This window comes from Glycomyces xiaoerkulensis (genome assembly GCF_002798405.1).
In the GTDB taxonomy this organism is placed as follows: Bacteria; Actinomycetota; Actinomycetes; order Mycobacteriales; family Micromonosporaceae; genus Glycomyces; species Glycomyces xiaoerkulensis.
This window is the reverse complement of the sequence record NZ_PGGV01000014.1, coordinates 23751-39830: the sequence shown is the minus strand read 5'-3', so window position 1 is coordinate 39830 and position 16080 is coordinate 23751. Positions and strand designations below refer to the sequence as shown.

Sequence of the window (16080 nt, the reverse complement as noted above, 5' to 3'; positions counted from 1 at the left end):
GTTATGGGCTCCGATCCGGCCGTGACCTCCCGTAGCGTACCGGGATCGGACCACCCGGAGTGATCCGCCGATGCGCCCCGATTGGTCCGGGATTAGGGCCTTATAGTGCGGGTACGCTTAAAAAGTGAAGGCCACACTGAAACTGGGCAACGTCGCCGGCGTCGCCGTGGGCCTGCACTGGAGCGTGCTGGGCGTGGTGGCGCTGCTGGTCACCGTCGTGTCCGCCGGCATGGCGACCGCCTTCCCCGGCCGCCCCGGGGCCGTTTACGCCGCCGCCGGCGTGCTCGCCTCCGTCCTGTTCCTGTTCTCCCTGCTGGCGCACGAGGTCGCCCACGCGATCGTCGCCAGGCGCAACGGCGTCGAGGTCGACGACATCACCCTCTGGCTGCTGGGCGGGGTCGCTCGGCTCCGCGGCGAATCGCCGACCCCCGGCGCCGACTTCCGCATCGCCTTCATCGGACCGGTCGTCAGCATGGCCGCGGCGGTCGTCTTCGGCCTGCTCGCCTCCCTGATGGCATGGGTCGGCGTCGGCCCGCCGTGGCTGCAGGTGGTGGCCTACCTGGCCGGCATCAACGTCATCCTCGCGGTGTTCAACCTCATCCCCGCCGCCCCGCTCGACGGCGGCCGGGTCCTCCGGGCGGCCCTGTGGGCCTGGCGCGGCGACCGCACCGGCGCCGCGGTCTGGTCGGCGCGCGCCGGACGGGCCTTCGGGCTCGCCCTGCTGGCGGTCGGCGTCCTGTCGTTCCTGTTCGGTCACGGCAGCGGCCTGTGGTGGGTCCTGCTGGGCCTGTTCATCGTCGTCATGGCCGGCGCCGAGGAGCGCCAGGCGCAGGTCGGCTCGGCCCTGTCGGGCCTGCGCGTGCGGGACGTGATGACCCAGGACCCCGACACCGCCCCCGGCGAGACCAACGTCGAACAGTTCCTCCAGCAGACCGCCCTCCTCCACCGCCACTCGGCGTTCCCGCTGCTCGACGAGTCCGGCCGCCTCGAAGGGCTCATCACGCTCAACCGCATGAAGGGCGTCGACGCCGACCACCGCGCCGACACCAGGCTCCGCGACGTCGCCTGCCCGCCCGACGAGGTCCCCCGGACCGAACCGGACGAACCGCTCGCCGACCTGATGCCGCGCCTGGGCGGCTGCACCGACGGCCGCGCCCTGGTCTTCAGCGACGGCCGCCTGGTCGGCATCGTCTCGCCCAGCGACGTCAGCCGCGCCGTCTCCCTGCGCGGCCTCGGCGTCGAAGCCGAGGCGTTCAGCGGCCGCACCGCACCTAAACTGGGGGAATGACGAAAGCTCCGCAGGACGACCCCGACCAGGACTCCCCGCAGGTCTCGCGGCCGGGGCGCCGCGCGGCGGGGCTGCCGGCCGTAGCGAACTCGCTGCGGACCGTCGGCGCCCAGGCCGGGCTCCGGCGCGGGCTGCCGCTGCTGCGCGCGGTCAACCAGACCGGAGGGTTCGACTGCCCCGGCTGCGCCTGGCCCGAACCCGACCACCGGCACCCCGCCGAGTTCTGCGAGAACGGCGCGAAGGCGGTCGCCGAGGAGGCCACCCGGCGCACCGCCGGCCCGGAGTTCTTCGCCGAGCACAGCCTCGAGGACCTGGCCGGCAAGTCCGGCTACTGGCTCGGGCAGCAGGGCCGGATCACCCGGCCGATGCACCTGGCCGAAGGCGCCGACCACTACGAGCCGATAGGCTGGGACGAGGCGTTCGGCCTGATCGCCTCCGAACTGGGCGCCCTCGACCACCCCGACCGGGCGGCCTTCTACACCTCCGGCCGCACCGGCAACGAAGCGGCGTTCCTCTACCAGCTCCTGGCGCGCAGGTTCGGCACCAACAACCTGCCCGACTGCTCCAACATGTGCCACGAGTCCTCCGGCGTGGCCCTCGGCGAGACCATCGGGATCGGCAAGGGCAGCGTCCGGCTCGAAGACCTGTGGGAGGCCGACCTCATCATCGTCGCCGGCCAGAACCCCGGCACCAACCACCCGCGCATGCTGACCGCCCTCGAGAAAGCCAAGCGCGCCGGGGCGAGGATCGCCACGGTCAACCCCATGCCCGAGGCCGGCATGCGGCGGTTCAAGAACCCCCAGACCGCGCGCGGCCTGGTCGGCCGCGGCACTGAGCTGACCGACCTGTTCCTCCAGATCAAGGTCGGCGGCGACCTCGCGCTGTTCGGCGCGATCAACCGGATGCTGCTGCGGGACGACGCGATCGACCGCGACTTCATCGACCGCCACACCCACGGCTTCGACGCCTTCGCCGCCCACCGCACCGCCGGCGACGACGCGGCGGCCCTGGCCGAGGCCGCCGATCGCACCGGCCTGACCGAGGCCGAGATCGAGCGCCTCCACGAACTGGTGCTCGGCTCCGGCAGGATCGTCGTCTGCTGGGCGATGGGCCTCACCCAGCACAAGCACGCCGTACCGACCATCCGCGAGATCGTCGACTTCCTGCTGCTGCGCGGCAACATCGGCCGGCCCGGCGCCGGGGTGTGCCCGGTGCGCGGGCACTCCAACGTCCAAGGCGACCGCACCATGGGCATCTCCGAGCGGATGCCCGAGCGCTTCCTCGACGCCCTCGGCGCCGAATTCGGCTTCGAACCGCCCCGCGAACCCGGACTGGACACCGTGGACACCATCCGGGCCATGCGCGACGGCAAGGTCGAGGTCTTCATCGGCATGGGCGGCAACTTCGTCTCCGCCACCCCCGACACCGCCGCGACCGAACGGGCCGTGCGCAACTGCCGCCTCACCGTCCAGATCTCCACCAAACCGAACCGCTCGCACGTCGTCACCGGCGCGAGCGCCCTGATCCTCCCGGCCCTGGGCCGCACCGACCTCGACTTCCGCGGCGGCACCGAGCAGTTCACCACCGTCGAGGACTCCATGGGCCTGGTCCACGCCACCCGCGGCCGGGTCCGGCCCCTGAGCGAGCACATGCGCTCCGAAGTCGCCATCGTCTCCGGCCTGGCGCGCCGCCTGTTCGGCCCGGACGAACACCTGCCGTGGGAGGAGCTCGCGTCCGACAACGACCGCATCCGCGACCGCATCGAACGGGTCGTGCCCGGATTCGAGGACTACAACGCCCGCGCCCGCCGGCCCGGCGGCTTCGCCCTGCCGCACGCCCCGCGCGACGAGCGCGCCTTCCCCACCGCCACCGGCAAGGCCAACTTCACCGTCAACGAGGCCGCACCCACCGAAGTCGGATCCGGCCGCCTGCTGCTGCAGACCCTGCGCAGCCACGACCAGTTCAACACCACCGTCTACGGCCTCGACGACCGCTACCGGGGCATCCGGGGCGGCCGCCGCGTGGTCATGGTCCACCCCGACGACGCCGCCGAACTCGACCTGCCCGACGGCTCCTACCGCGATCTGGTCGGCGAATGGGACGGGCAGGAGCGGCGCGCCCCGCACTTCAGGATCGTGCACTACCCCACCGCCCGCGGTTGCGCCGCCGCCTACTACCCGGAGACGAACGTGCTGGTCCCGCTCGACTCGGTGGCCGACGCCAGCAACACCCCCACCTCCAAGTCGATCGTCGTCCGCTTCGAACCCGACAGCGGAGGCCGCTGATGGGACGGGTCACCGACCGCCGCAAAGTGGTGCGCCTCGACGGCCGCGAGCGCACCACCCGCGCCGACACCCTCGTGGTCGAAGAGCCCCTGGAGATCCGCGTCGGCGGCGAATCACTGCTGGTCACCATGCGCACCCCCGGCGACGACTTCGACCTCGCCGCGGGCTTCCTCGTCTCCGAGGGCGCGGTCGCCGAATCGGCCCACATCACCACGATGCGGTTCTGCGCCGGGACCGACGAGACCGGCGCCAACACCTACAACCTCCTCGACCTGCGGCTCGCCCCCGGCATCGCGACCCCCTCGACCGCCAAACGCCTCTTCGCCGCCACCGCCGCCTGCGGCATCTGCGGCAAGGAATCCCTCGACGACGTCCGCACCAAGGCCCGCTGGAGCATCGCCGACGACCCCCTCCGGGTCGCGCCCGAGACCCTCACCTCCCTCCCGGACGGGCTCCGCGCCGCCCAACGCGTCTTCGACCGCACCGGCGGCCTCCACGCCGCCGGACTGTTCACCTCGGACGGTCGGCTGATCGCCGCCCGCGAGGACGTGGGCCGCCACAACGCGGTCGACAAGCTCATCGGCTCGGCCGTACGCGACGACCGCCTCCCGCTGCGCGAAACGATCCTCATGGTCTCCGGCCGGGCCTCGTTCGAACTGGTCCAGAAGGCGGTCATGGCCGGCATCCCGGCTCTGGCCGCCGTCTCCGCACCGTCCTCTCTGGCCGCGGACCTGGCGGCCGAATCCGGCCTGACCCTCGCCGGGTTCCTGCGAGGCGACACGGTGAACCTCTACGCCCGCGCCGACCGCATCGCCTGACCGCCGCCCCGACCGAGGTGTTCCCCGACCCCGGCCCGGCCGGTAAAGTGGTGTCACTCACAGTCTCGGAGTGAAAGCGGAATGTCATGTACGCGGTATTCGATGTGGAAACCACCGGTCTGTACAACAGGGACAGAATCGTCGAGATCGCCATCGCCCACCTCGACGGCGACGGCAACCTCACCGACCGCTGGGAGACCCTGGTCAACCCCAGACGGGACCTCGGCCCGCAAGAGCTGCACGGCATTCGCTCGGCCGACGTCCGGCGCGCACCCGACTTCGCCGAGATCGCCGGGGAGATACGCGCCCGCCTCGCCGGGCGCATCCCGGTCGCGCACAACATCGCCTTCGACGGCCGGATGCTCACCCACGAGTACCGCCGCCTGGGCCACGAGATACCGAACCTCTCCGAATGCGGCGTCTGCACCATGTCCTGGGCCGGACACTTCCTGCCGGGCGCCGGACGGGCCCTGGACGACTGCTGCCGCGCCGCCGGGATCCGCAACGACCGCCCCCACGAGGCCATGTCCGACGTCCTGGCCACCGCCGAACTGCTGACGCTGTACCTCGGCAGCACCAGCGCGATTCCGCCCTGGGACGACCTGCGCGACCTGTCGGCCCGCCTGCCCTGGCCGACCCTGCCGACCGGCCGCGCCGCCCCGGTCCGCCGCGGAGCCGGAGCGGCCGACGGCAAGGACTTCCTCAGCCGACTGGTCGACCACCTCCCGCGCGTCCCCGACCCGCCCCAGGCCGACACCTACCTGGCCCTGCTCGACCGGGCCCTGATCGACCGCCACGTCTCGGCCAGCGAGGCCGACCAGCTCGTGGACCTCGCCGCCGACCTCGGCATCACCCGGCCGATCGCGATCGACCTGCACCGCCAGTATCTCCGGGCGCTGGCCGAGGCCGCGCTCGACGACGGCGTGGTCACCGACGACGAACGCGCCGACCTCGAGCACGTCGCCCGGCTCCTGTCCCTCCCGGCCGCCGAAGCCGACCGGGCCCTCCGAGCGGCCGCCGCCCTCGAACGGCCGATCCGAGTGCCGGCCCCGTTCACCCTGAAAGCCGGCGACACCGTGGTGCTGACGGGCTCCTTCGCCGAATCGAAGCGGTACTGGGCCGACCGCCTGGAATCGGCCGGACTGCGGGTGGGCGCGGGCGTCACCAAGCGGACCGCCCTGGTGGTGGCCGCCGACCCGGACTCGATGTCCGGCAAGGCCACCAAGGCCCGCCAATACGGCATCCCGGTCATCGGAGTCGAGTCGACCGACCTCGTCCTATCCCGCCTCACCGATTGATCGGCGACCCTCCGGTGACGCGGGGCTGCAAAAGATCCGACCCTCCGGCCCGGAAGGCGACTCCGGGCGCCGACCGCGCGTGCCGGTCCGGCCGGAGGCGGCCGGGTCCGCGGCATGGTACGCCACCGCGGCGGCGCATAGTGGACGCGATCCGGGAAGCGCTCGAGACCGCCGTCGACGTCGCCTCCCGCCGCGCGCGAGCGATCGGCCCGTAGGCACCGGTCAGGCCTGCGGATCCGGAAGGCGAGCGTGAAGTCAACGGCTGCAGCGCGCAACTCGTACTGTCGGCATGTCGTCACTGACTGGATCCATCCATAGTGAGCTGTCAAGCTGGGTGGGCCCGCAATCACCTCTCGAAGGGAGTGCCTATGCGCCGAGTCAGGCGAATCACGCTAGCGATAGCTCTTGCCCTCAGCGTCACCATGCTCGCGCCGGCCACACCGGCCCAGGCCGAATCACAGCGGGTCCCCGTCTGCCACATCGTGTGGGAGCGGAACGACGACGGCCAGCTCGAACCCCACCAGGTCTGCATCTACATCGAACTCCCCGACCTCCGGTTGGAGAACCCGTGCCCGCCCGCCTGCGGCCCGGTGTTCGACTGGAGGGAGCGGATCAACCCGGTGGACGAGTTCGAGTACTTCGAACGCTGGAACGACGCCTTCCGGACGCTGAACGAGTCCCGGCTCGCTGAGGATCCCGAGTTGGAGCGGAAGCTCCGCCACGAAGCGACCGAACGATTCCTCGGCGCCGCCAGGATCCTCGAAGGATCCGAAGTGGAGCTGAACGGGATCGGCTGGTTCGATCCCGAGACCGGGGAGTCGTACAAGTCCGACAGCCCGCGACTGTGGGAGATCGGCGAGCAACTGGCCGAAGGCCAGCGGCTGATGAGCGCGGCGGTCGAGGACCGCGAGGCCGTGGAGCCCGCGATGGAGGCCTACGACGCGGCCCTGGACGGGTTCGGATACGAGTGAGTCCGCAAGCCGCCGCTCGCCCCCGGGCCCGGGGGCGAGCGGCGGCTGCCGAGAAGGCTTGGAATCCCAAAGGACCGTTGTCAGGACGCGGTTGGTGGCGCGACACTAGACGACGGCCGGTACGACTTCCACCTCAAGCTCTACGACCCGACTGATCTGCACCGGCCTGCTCGCGCTCACCCAGCCCTACTCACAGGAGAACATCGAGGTGCTCGGTGGCCGGGAGACCGCGATGCGGGGGCACCTGGAGATGGTCGACGCCATGCAAGCGGGCGACGCGGAGAGGTAAGCCGAGCTGCTGCGCCGGCACCTCAGCACCGCACGCGATCGGCTGACCGCGGCCCGGATCAACCCGCGCGGCCCGGCCGACCCCGGCCTGACGTCGCTGCTCGGCAGCCGGGTCCGACTGGCGATCGGAGATCGGATCACGGCGAATCACCCGCCGCCCGGGGTGACCAGGCCGCACTCGTAGCCGAAGACGACGGCCTGGACCCTGTCCCGCAGCCCAAGTTTGTGCAGGATCCGGCTGACGTGAGTCTTCGTGGTCTGCTCGGCGATGAACAGGGTGGCCGAGATTTCCGCGTTCGACATGCCCTGTGCGATCAGGCGCAGCACCTCGCGCTCCCGGTCGGTGAGCCCGTTCAACGCCACCGAGCCGTCGGCGGGTCGTGGTCGAGAGGCCACGAAGGTCTCGATCAGTCGCCGGGTGACGCTCGGCGACAGCAACGCCTCACCGGCGGCCACCACCCGCACCGCGTGCACCAGATCCTCCGGCTCACCGTCCTTGAGCAGGAAGCCACTCGCACCGATCCGCAGCGCCTCGTAGATGTAGTCGTCCAGGTCGAACGTGGTCAGCATCAGCACCCGCGGCTCGTGGCCCTCGACCCGCTCCACCCCGAGCAGCGCCCGCGCGGCGGCCAGGCCGTCCAGCACCGGCATCCGCACGTCCATCAGCACCACGTCCGGCCGGGTCCGCTGGTACAGATCCACCCCGGCCCGGCCGTTCTCGGCCTCGCCCACCACGGCGATGTCGTCCTGGGACTCCAGGATCGCGCGGATACCGACCCGGATCATCGCCTGGTCGTCCACGATCAGTACCCGGATCAATCGACACCCCTCGGCAGCCGCGCGTACACCCGGTAACCTCCGTCGTCGGTCGGTCCGGTCTCCAATGATCCGCCCACCAGACGCACCCGTTCCCGCATCCCGGGCAGACCGTGTCCACCGGGCGTGGTCAGCATAGAGTCCGCCGCCGGGGCCTCGTTCACCACCTCGATCTCCACCGCGTCCGGCCCGCAGTCCACCACCACATCGGTACGGGCACCCGGCGCGTGCCGGATGACGTTGCTCAACGCCTCCTGAACGATCCGGAAGCCGGCCATGCTCACCGGGCCGGGCAGGGCCGGTACCGGCGACAGCGTCAGACGCAACGGAACGCCGGCCTGCCGCGTCGACTCCACCAGGTCGTCCAGCCGGTCCAGACCGGGTACCGGGGCGAGCGACGGGTCAGCATTCTCGTCCCGCAGCACGGCCAGCAACTGCCGCATCTCCCGGATCGTCGAACGGGCGCCGTCCGCGATCCGCACGAACTCCGCCCGCGACTCCGGATTGATGTCTTCAATCCGGTACGAGGCCGAGGTGGCCTGCATGTGGATCACCGATATGCTGTGCGCGACCACGTCGTGGAGTTCCCGGGCGATCCTGGTCCGTTCCTCGGCCACAGCACGCTCGCTTTGCTCCACCGCGATGTCCCGCCGCGCGTCGGCCAGTTGCCGCTGGATCCCGGCCCAGTAGCGCCAAACCAGCGCCGCGATCACCAGCAGCACCGATCCGACGGTATGGGCGACCACCACGTCCGCGGCATCCTCGATCGTCCGGCCACGCGGGTCCAGGAGCGCCAGCAGGATCAGCAGCAGCACGCTGCCCCACCAGACCGCCAGCGCGTAACGCCAGGACTGACGAAGCGCGATCACCCCGACGAAGAGGGTGAGTGCGATCGTTGCCGGAACCGACATCGGCCAGAGCACGCCCAGGCGGACCGGAGCGGCCACCGACCACACGATCACCGAGCCGAACTGCAGGGCGACGGCTTCCACCGGCCGGACCAACGCCAGCGGAAGTGAGCCGGCCTGCGCGGTGGCGGCCAGGAAGGCGACCAGAACGGGTACATCGTGGGACGCCGCGGCGACCGGGAAGGAGACCACCAGCAGGGCCGTGGCCAGCGTTCCGGTGCCGAACCACCAGAGCAGGGTCGGCGATTGGTGCCGCCGGGTTTCCATCACGCCCCGACTGTATCCAGGGGCGTCTCAGGATTGCGTCGCTCCGTGGAGGTATCCGGGTCCGTACCACGGAGGTACGGCAAACGGGACCGGAGCGTGACGACATCGCCGGTGCCCCGCCCATACGGTTCCTCCCATGGATGTGGCACAGCTGCTCTGGACCGCGGTGACCGACCACCTGTACGCGTCACTCGGCCTGCTGGTGCTGGTCGAAGGGCCGGCGGCCACGGTATTCGGGGGATCGCTGGTCGGGGCCGGATTCGTGGTGTTCTGGCCGATCATGCTGATCGTCGTCGTCGCCGAGGTGACCGCGGACAGCGGGCTGTATCTTCTCGGCCGGTTGGGCGCCCGTCCCCGGGTGGCCCGCCTGCTGCGCCGCCTGGGACTGACGGCCGTCCGGCACGAACGACTGACCGCGATGATCAACGACGACCTGCCGCGCGTGGTGGCCGGCGCCAAGGCGGTGGACCTCGCCGCGATACCGGCGTTTCTCGCAGCCGGGCTGGCGCGGGTGCCGTACCGCCGCTTCGTTTCCTGGACCGCGCCAGCCAGCACCGTCCGCGCGGTGCTCCTACTCGCCGTCGGCGCGGTCTTCGGCCACAGCGTGGCGGGCCTGTTCGACTTCCCTGTCGTCGTGCTCGCCCTGGCCATCGCGCTCGCCGTGACGGTTGGGCTCGCCAACCGGCTGGTCCGACGCCGGACGGGGCGCCGATTTCGACTGACGAGCTGAATTTGGCCGACGAGATGAAGGAGAAAACCGGAGATGCGAGTTCTCATCGGAGCAGACACCTACACCCCCGACGTCAACGGCGCGTCCTACTTCACGCGACGGCTCGCCGCCGCGTTGACCCCACGGCACGAGGTGCACGTGGTGGCGCCGGCCCGCCAGGTCAGGAGCCGAACCGTATTCCGTGACGGTGTCGTCGAACACCGAATCCGATCCCTGCCGATCGTGCGACGCAGCGGATTCCGGTTCTGCCCACCGGTCGGCCTGGTCACCACCGCCGGCCGGATCCTGGACCGGGTCCAGCCGGACGTGGTGCACGTCAATAGTCACTTCCCCCTGTGCCGCGCGGTCATCGCCGCGGCCCGTACGCGAGGTGTCCCGGTGGTGGCGACCAACCACTTCATGCCAGAGAACCTGGTGCACTACCTGCCGGTGCGCGGGGAGTTGCGCGACCGGGTACGACGCTGGGCGTGGGCGGACGCCGCGAAGGTGTTCGCCCACGCCGACGTGGTGACCGCGCCGACGCCGTACGCGGCGGCACTCACCGAGTCGTCCGGTCTCCGCACCCCGGTACGTCCGATCTCGTGCGGCATGGACCTCGCCCGGTTCCGCACCGGCACCGCGACCGCGGACTTCCGCCTCAAGTACCGGGTGCGGCAATGCCCGACCGTCGGCTACGTCGGCCGGCTGGACCTGGAAAAGAACCTCGACTTGCTGGTGCGGGCCCTGCCCGTGGTCCGCCGCCGGATCACCGACGTGCAACTGATGCTGGTCGGCACCGGAGACCAGCGGCGACGGCTGGAGAGACTGGCCACCCGGCTCGGCGTCGCCGACGCCCTCGTCTGCACCGGTTTCGTGGCCGACGCGGACCTGCCGGCTGCCTACGCCGCCGCCGACGTCTTCGTCAACCCGGGCACCGCCGAACTGCAGAGCCTGGTGACCCTGGAGGCGATGGCGTCCGGTCTCCCGGTGCTCGCCGCCGACGCCTCCGCACTGCCGCATCTGGTACGCGACGGCCACAACGGCTACCTCTTCCCACCCGGTGACTCGGCCGCCCTCGCCGACCGGCTGATCGCGGTCCTCTCAGACCACTCCCACGCCGGTATGATGGGCCGGCGCAGCCGGGCCCTAGCCGAGCGGCACGACGTCCGCGCCACGATCGGTGCGTTCGAGTCGATCTACGCGGAGGTGACCGCCACGTCGGCACCGCGGCTGGTCGCCGCATGAGCCCGGCAGTCAGCGGTAGGCTCACCGCCGGTGCCGCCGCGGCCGGGCTCGGGACACACGCTCGGGCCAGTGGACGCCATGCATCAGGTGCTCAGCGACGCCACCGTCACCCCGTCCGGCGCCACCGCGCCGGGGACGGCATGCGCTGCACTGGTGGCGACGGCCGATCTCCTGGCCGCGGACGCCCGTCGAACGAAGTGGAGCGGACCGGTGCGGGCGCTGCTCGCGCCCTGGGCGGCCGACCTGATCGCGCTGGCGGTCTTCCCGACCAACCTGCCCGGGACCAAGGCCACCACGAGCGCCGTCATCCACCGGTATGGAGCGGCGATCGCGGTGGCCGTACCTCCGCTCGTCGCGCTGCTGGTCGCACGAACCCCGCGGCTGCGGACGGTCGCGCTGGGCACCGGCGCGATGGCCGCCGGCTACAGCCTCGCGCACATCCCCACGATCCTCACCGGCGTCTCCGCGCTGCCGTTCACCGGGCCGTGGGAGCGCCTGCTACTCGGGCTGGTGCTGCTGACCAGTGCCGAACTACGGCAGCCGGAGGTGTCGGGTTCGCCGGGGCGCGAGATGAGCCTCGTACATGCGGGCCGCGACGACGAGGCCGGAGGCCGCGATGACCCCTTACAAAACCCTGACCAACCACTCATCGGAGGTCTAATGTCCCCAAATCCAGATTCCACGGTCGTCGAGCAGCAGTCGGTGAGCGCGCTGTCAGCCAACGCTGACGACGCTGCGGCTATGCTCGTCGGCGCCGTCAAGCGATACGGCTCCGGCGAGTCGGCCGTCGTCGCGCTCGACGACGTCACCATCGCGTTCCCGGCGGGCAAGTTCACGGCCGTGATGGGCCCGTCGGGTTCGGGAAAGTCGACGATGATGCACTGCGCCGCCGGGCTGGATCGACTGACGTCGGGCAGCGCCCTCGTCGGCAACACCGATCTGTCGACTCTCGACGACCGCGAGTTGACTAGGCTGCGCCGAGAACAGATCGGGTTCGTGTTCCAGACGCTCAATCTCGTCGCGACGCTCACGGCCGAGGAGAACATCTGCCTGCCGTTGACGTTGTCGGGCCGTCGACCGAGCGATGCAGTGCTCGATCAGGTCGTGTCGATGCTGCGCCTCGGTGATCGCATGCATCATCGGCCGACGGAGCTCTCGGGCGGCCAGCAACAGCGCGTCGCCATCGCCCGGGCGCTGGTCGCCCGGCCGCAGGTGGTGTTCGCCGACGAGCCCACCGGCAACCTCGACACCCGGTCCGGACGGGAGCTCCTCGGATTCCTGCGATCAGCGGTCGACATGCATCACCAGTCGATCGTGATGGTCACGCACGATCTCAACGCCGCTGCCTGGGCGGACCACGTCGTGTTCGTCGTCGACGGCCGAGTGCACGACGTGATGGATCGCCCGTCGGCGGATTCGGTGCTCGACGTGATGAAGGGCCTGGGGCGATGAACGAGATGACACGGAGTGCCGCTCGGAGCGTGCTCGCGAGTCGGAGTCGGTTCCTGCTCACGGGCACGGCGATCATGCTGTCCGTGGCGTTCCTCGTCGCGACACTGGTGCTGTCCGACTCGATGCGCGGCCGAGCGGCCAATGACATCGCCGAAGCGATGGCCGGGACGGACGCCGTGGTGCAGGGCGTCGCCCTCGGCGAGCCCGGCGGAGGGCCGGGAGATCCTGCCAGGTCGGTTCAGCGATCACTGGATCCCGACATCGCCGAGCGCGTCGCTGAGGTCGACGGCGTCGACGCGTCCGCCTCGCAATGGGTCGGCTTCGCCAAACTGGTCGTCGACGGATCGTCGGTCGGAACCGGTACGGCGAGCGACATCGGTCGCAACTGGGTCGCCGACCCGGCGCTCAACCCGTTCCAGCTCGCCAGCGGGCAAGCGCCGACCGAGGTCGGAGAGATCGTGATCGATCGATCACTCGCCGATAACGCAGACGTGGCTGTGGGTGACGTCGTACAGGTCCTGACCGCGACAGGGATGCACGACGCAACCATCACCGGTATCGCGACGTTCGCGCAGGCAGACGCGGCACCACTGCAGCGAACAGTTCTATTGCCCGACGAAACGGTGTCCGCCTGGCTCGACACTGCGGCACCTACCGAGGTCCTCGTCGGCATCGCGGAGGGGGCCGACCGCACCGAGGTGCTCGGCCGGCTGTCGGCGCTGTCCGACGCCGAGGTCGTCGACGGACCCGACTACATCCAGACGATGCAGACCGATGCGACGTCACCGTTGGAGTTCCTGACCGTGTTCCTCCTGGCCTTTGCCGTGGTCGCGGTGTTGATCGGCGTCACGATCATCTTCAACACGTTCACGCTCACCGTCGCCCGCCGCCGGCGGGAGTCGGGGCTGCTACGTGCGATCGGCGCGGAACGACGCCAAGTCCTCGGTGGAGTGGTGATCGAGTCTGTGTTCGTCGGAACGATCGCCACACTCCTCGGCATCGTGCTCGGGGTGGCGGGAGTGGGCGTCCTGCGCTGGGTCGTCGGACTCACCGGGGTCAGCCTGCTCACCGGGCCGTCAATCGTGAGTCCGACCTCGATCGCGATCGCCGCGACCGTCGGTATCGGCGCAACGATCCTCTCGGCGTGGATCCCGGCTCGCCGCGCGGCGGCGACACCGCCGATCGAGGCGCTACGCGAAAGCGCGGCGGAAGCAAGTGGCGTGAGCCCGGCGCGGACTGCAAGCGGACTCGTGCTCGCCGCCGCGGCGATCGCTGGGGGAGCACTCGCGGTGTGGACCTCGAGCCCGATGTGGCTCGGGCTCGCCGCTGCCATCATCCCGGCGCTCGTGTTGTGCGGCCCGGCGATCGTCACCGCCACAGCGCGTCGGAGCGCTCCGGTGGCTCGCCGCGCCGCCGGTGTATCTGGCTCGATCGCAACGGGCAACCTGGCTGCGAGCCCCCGTCGATCGGCGTCGACGGCGCTCGCGCTGATGCTCGGCACCGGGATGGTGGCGATGTTCGCGATCTTCGCGAGCTCTCTGACCAGCGGCATCGGGTCGGACGTCCGTGAGGGGCTGAAGTCGGACCTGGTGGTCACGTCGGCGACCCCCGACTTCGCGACGATCGACCCCACTCTGGCTGGCCGGATTGCAGAGCAGCCCGACGTCGACGCGGTCACTTCCCTGTCGATCGCCGAAGGGATCGTGGCGGGAAAAGCTGAGGCGATCGGCGGCATCGACCCGACGGCACTGCCCGCTATGGTCGACCTCAACCCGATCGCCGGCGACCTCGCCGACTTGAGCACGGGAGGCGTGGCCGTGGTCAGCGATGATCCGACGCTGCTCGGCGGAACCCTGGAGATCGAGTTCGAAAGAACGACGCTCGAAGCGCCGATCGTCGCTGTGGTCGAAAGGAGCACGGGCGGTTTCGAAGCCCCTCTGTACTTCGTCGATGCCGCGACGCTCGACGCCTCGGTCGGTCATCTGCTCGACGCGCTGGTGTTCGTCAACCTCAAGGACGGAGCGGCCGCGGCTGCAGAGGAAGATGTGCAGGCGCTGGTCCAAGCCACGCCCGGGTCATTCTTCGAGACCAGAGACGAACACGTCGCCAACAGCGGGAGCGAGATCGCAGCGTTCGGGAACTTCATCGACGGGATGCTCATCCTGGCGAGCTTCATCGCGCTGCTCGGAGTCGCCAACACCACGGCGCTCGCGATCAAAGAACGCTCTGGAGAGATCGGGCTGCTGCGAGCGGTCGGCGCGACTCGCCGAGAGCTGCGTCGCATCGTGCTGCTCGAGGCGGCACTCCTGTCGTTCGTGGCAGCATCGATCGGTATCGCCGTCGCAGTCGGTTTCGGCTGGGCGCTGATCGATGTCACCGGTGGCACGGAGATCCCATCCGTCGTCGTACCGTGGTCCCGCCTCGCAGTGACGCTCGTCGTTGCGGTCGCAGCCGGCGTCGTCGCTGCAGCGTGGCCTGCGTTCCGGGTCTCCCGGGTACCCGTGCTCGAGCTGGCGGGCCGGGACCGCTGATGCGCAGGTCCCGCGCCTAGACCGGGTGGCCCACGACCGGTCCCGGTGCAGGGACCTGCTCGATCAGATGCCCCCACCCCGGCCGCTCCCGCCGAGACCGCGAAAAAGCAGGTCAGAACGTCGACACACGCAGGACGGCCGACGCGAACGGCCACACCCGCACTGCACCCGCGTGACACCCACGCACTGTCCGTTGACACGATCACCTCTCGGGCCGGACCTGGGGTGCGAAGGGACAGACACCGGTGGTAGCCCGTACCGGGAATCGGTTCGGCCTCAACGCGATGAGTGCGATCGCGACGACCGGCAAGAGGTACTTCACGATCTTCCCCGGCCGCTTCGACGCATCGACCTGCATCGCATTCTTCGCTAAGCTCATCGCCCACTTCCAGGGACAGAAGATCCAGCTCGTGCTCGATCGGCCCTCGGTCCAACGCGTACCGGGCCCCGAAGCAGTGGCACCCGAGTCGTTCAGGCAGGCGTTCGCCACGGCGCTCGACCGGGGTGCCGGATCAGGCCGGCAACGACATGGACATCGAACGCGCCTACGCCGCCGAGCGCGACTACATGCAGAGCGGCGAGGAACGCGCGGCCCAGCCCCCAGCCGCCTCGCCTGACGACGGCCATGCGTGAGTCCTGCCAACCGTCACAACAGTAATAGGCTATGAGCAGGGAAAACATAGACCGCAAATTTGCAGCCTTAGACCAGGGGACCAGGTGATGTGCCTCGGTCCAGGAGACCGTTCGAGTGCAGCCATGCCAGGCGCAGCCGGTCCCGGATGGAGGAGAAGCCGCTGACCTCGCGGCGGAGGCGTTCGCCGGTGCACTCGATGGCGGCGGCAAGGGCAGCGGTCTCGATCCGCGAGCGGAGCGCGGCGGCAGGGGCGTCGCGGTCGGTTTGCGTCCGGGCCCATCTCGACCTCCCTCCGCTGTTTCGTACAAACCTTCTGTTTATGCTTGTTCGTGCTAGCTATCCAGTATAGGTCGCAAAACGGTCGTTCGATATCACCCGCTAGGGGTATAGAAGATTCATGTTTCTTGCCTCGCAATCGGAATCGAGAAGTCCACTCCCGGAGCGGCCCCGCCTACCGGCCGCTACCGGGCCGGTCCCGGATACGCCTTGTCTCTCCCGACTCGGCTCGGTCTCGTTCCGGCATGCGACCTCGTTGCCCTTCGGCCTTTCCGTCGCCGCCGCCCGAAGCTC

The 16080-nt window shown here is 70.1% G+C and carries 12 protein-coding genes and 2 pseudogenes; 12 read left to right on the top strand and 2 right to left on the bottom strand.

Annotated features, from left to right (window positions below):
* Positions 1 to 124: 124 nt before the first annotated feature.
* The 5 genes from CUT39_RS04300 to CUT39_RS04280 all read left to right on the top strand — a co-directional run bounded on the left by CUT39_RS04300 (position 125) and on the right by CUT39_RS04280 (position 6660).
* Complete coding sequence (locus tag CUT39_RS04300) at positions 125 to 1288, top strand: site-2 protease family protein (protein WP_100444739.1); 1164 nt, start codon at positions 125 to 127, stop codon at positions 1286 to 1288.
* Positions 1285 to 3573 (top strand): FdhF/YdeP family oxidoreductase, encoded by a 2289-nt coding sequence (locus CUT39_RS04295; RefSeq protein WP_100444738.1) that lies wholly within the window; start codon positions 1285 to 1287, stop codon positions 3571 to 3573. The genes CUT39_RS04300 and CUT39_RS04295 overlap by 4 nt, the downstream gene beginning before the upstream one ends.
* The gene (fdhD, locus tag CUT39_RS04290) at positions 3573 to 4391 is read left to right on the top strand and encodes a formate dehydrogenase accessory sulfurtransferase FdhD (protein ID WP_100444737.1); all 819 of its coding nucleotides are present in this window, start codon (positions 3573 to 3575) and stop codon (positions 4389 to 4391) included. The genes CUT39_RS04295 and fdhD overlap by 1 nt, the downstream gene beginning before the upstream one ends.
* Positions 4392 to 4477: 86 nt before the next feature.
* The gene (locus CUT39_RS04285; RefSeq protein WP_100444736.1) at positions 4478 to 5689 is read left to right on the top strand and encodes a 3'-5' exonuclease; all 1212 of its coding nucleotides are present in this window, start codon (positions 4478 to 4480) and stop codon (positions 5687 to 5689) included.
* 422 nt (positions 5690 to 6111) lie between these two features.
* Positions 6112 to 6660 (top strand): hypothetical protein, encoded by a 549-nt coding sequence (locus CUT39_RS04280; RefSeq protein ID WP_100444735.1) that lies wholly within the window; start codon positions 6112 to 6114, stop codon positions 6658 to 6660.
* Between the two features lie 435 nt (positions 6661 to 7095).
* Here the strand turns inward: CUT39_RS04280 and CUT39_RS04275 are convergent, their stop codons facing one another.
* Positions 7096 to 7767, bottom strand: coding sequence for a response regulator (locus CUT39_RS04275; RefSeq protein ID WP_100444734.1), 672 nt, complete (start codon positions 7765 to 7767; stop codon positions 7096 to 7098).
* Positions 7764 to 8939: a sensor histidine kinase gene (locus CUT39_RS04270; RefSeq protein WP_100444733.1), complete on the bottom strand. Its 1176-nt coding sequence runs from the start codon at positions 8937 to 8939 to the stop codon at positions 7764 to 7766. The genes CUT39_RS04275 and CUT39_RS04270 overlap by 4 nt, the downstream gene beginning before the upstream one ends.
* A gap of 136 nt (positions 8940 to 9075) precedes the next feature.
* Here CUT39_RS04270 and CUT39_RS04265 point away from each other — a divergent pair, with 136 nt between their 5' ends.
* The 7 genes and pseudogenes from CUT39_RS04265 to CUT39_RS21415 all read left to right on the top strand — a co-directional run bounded on the left by CUT39_RS04265 (position 9076) and on the right by CUT39_RS21415 (position 15509).
* Positions 9076 to 9669, top strand: coding sequence for a DedA family protein (locus CUT39_RS04265; RefSeq protein ID WP_100444732.1), 594 nt, complete (start codon positions 9076 to 9078; stop codon positions 9667 to 9669).
* A gap of 33 nt (positions 9670 to 9702) precedes the next feature.
* Positions 9703 to 10893: a glycosyltransferase gene (locus CUT39_RS04260; RefSeq protein ID WP_100444731.1), complete on the top strand. Its 1191-nt coding sequence runs from the start codon at positions 9703 to 9705 to the stop codon at positions 10891 to 10893.
* A gap of 78 nt (positions 10894 to 10971) precedes the next feature.
* Positions 10972 to 11400: pseudogene (locus CUT39_RS21655) on the top strand (DUF998 domain-containing protein); the annotation flags it as partial.
* Between the two features lie 234 nt (positions 11401 to 11634).
* Positions 11635 to 12345, top strand: coding sequence for an ABC transporter ATP-binding protein (locus CUT39_RS21650; RefSeq protein ID WP_408611104.1), 711 nt, complete (start codon positions 11635 to 11637; stop codon positions 12343 to 12345).
* Positions 12346 to 12428: 83 nt separating this feature from the next.
* Complete coding sequence (locus CUT39_RS04250) at positions 12429 to 14876, top strand: FtsX-like permease family protein (protein WP_198586873.1); 2448 nt, start codon at positions 12429 to 12431, stop codon at positions 14874 to 14876.
* Between the two features lie 215 nt (positions 14877 to 15091).
* A pseudogene (locus tag CUT39_RS21645) lies at positions 15092 to 15316 on the top strand (transposase); the annotation flags it as partial.
* Between the two features lie 64 nt (positions 15317 to 15380).
* Positions 15381 to 15509, top strand: coding sequence for a hypothetical protein (locus CUT39_RS21415; protein ID WP_269799139.1), 129 nt, complete (start codon positions 15381 to 15383; stop codon positions 15507 to 15509).
* Positions 15510 to 16080: the final 571 nt, after the last annotated feature.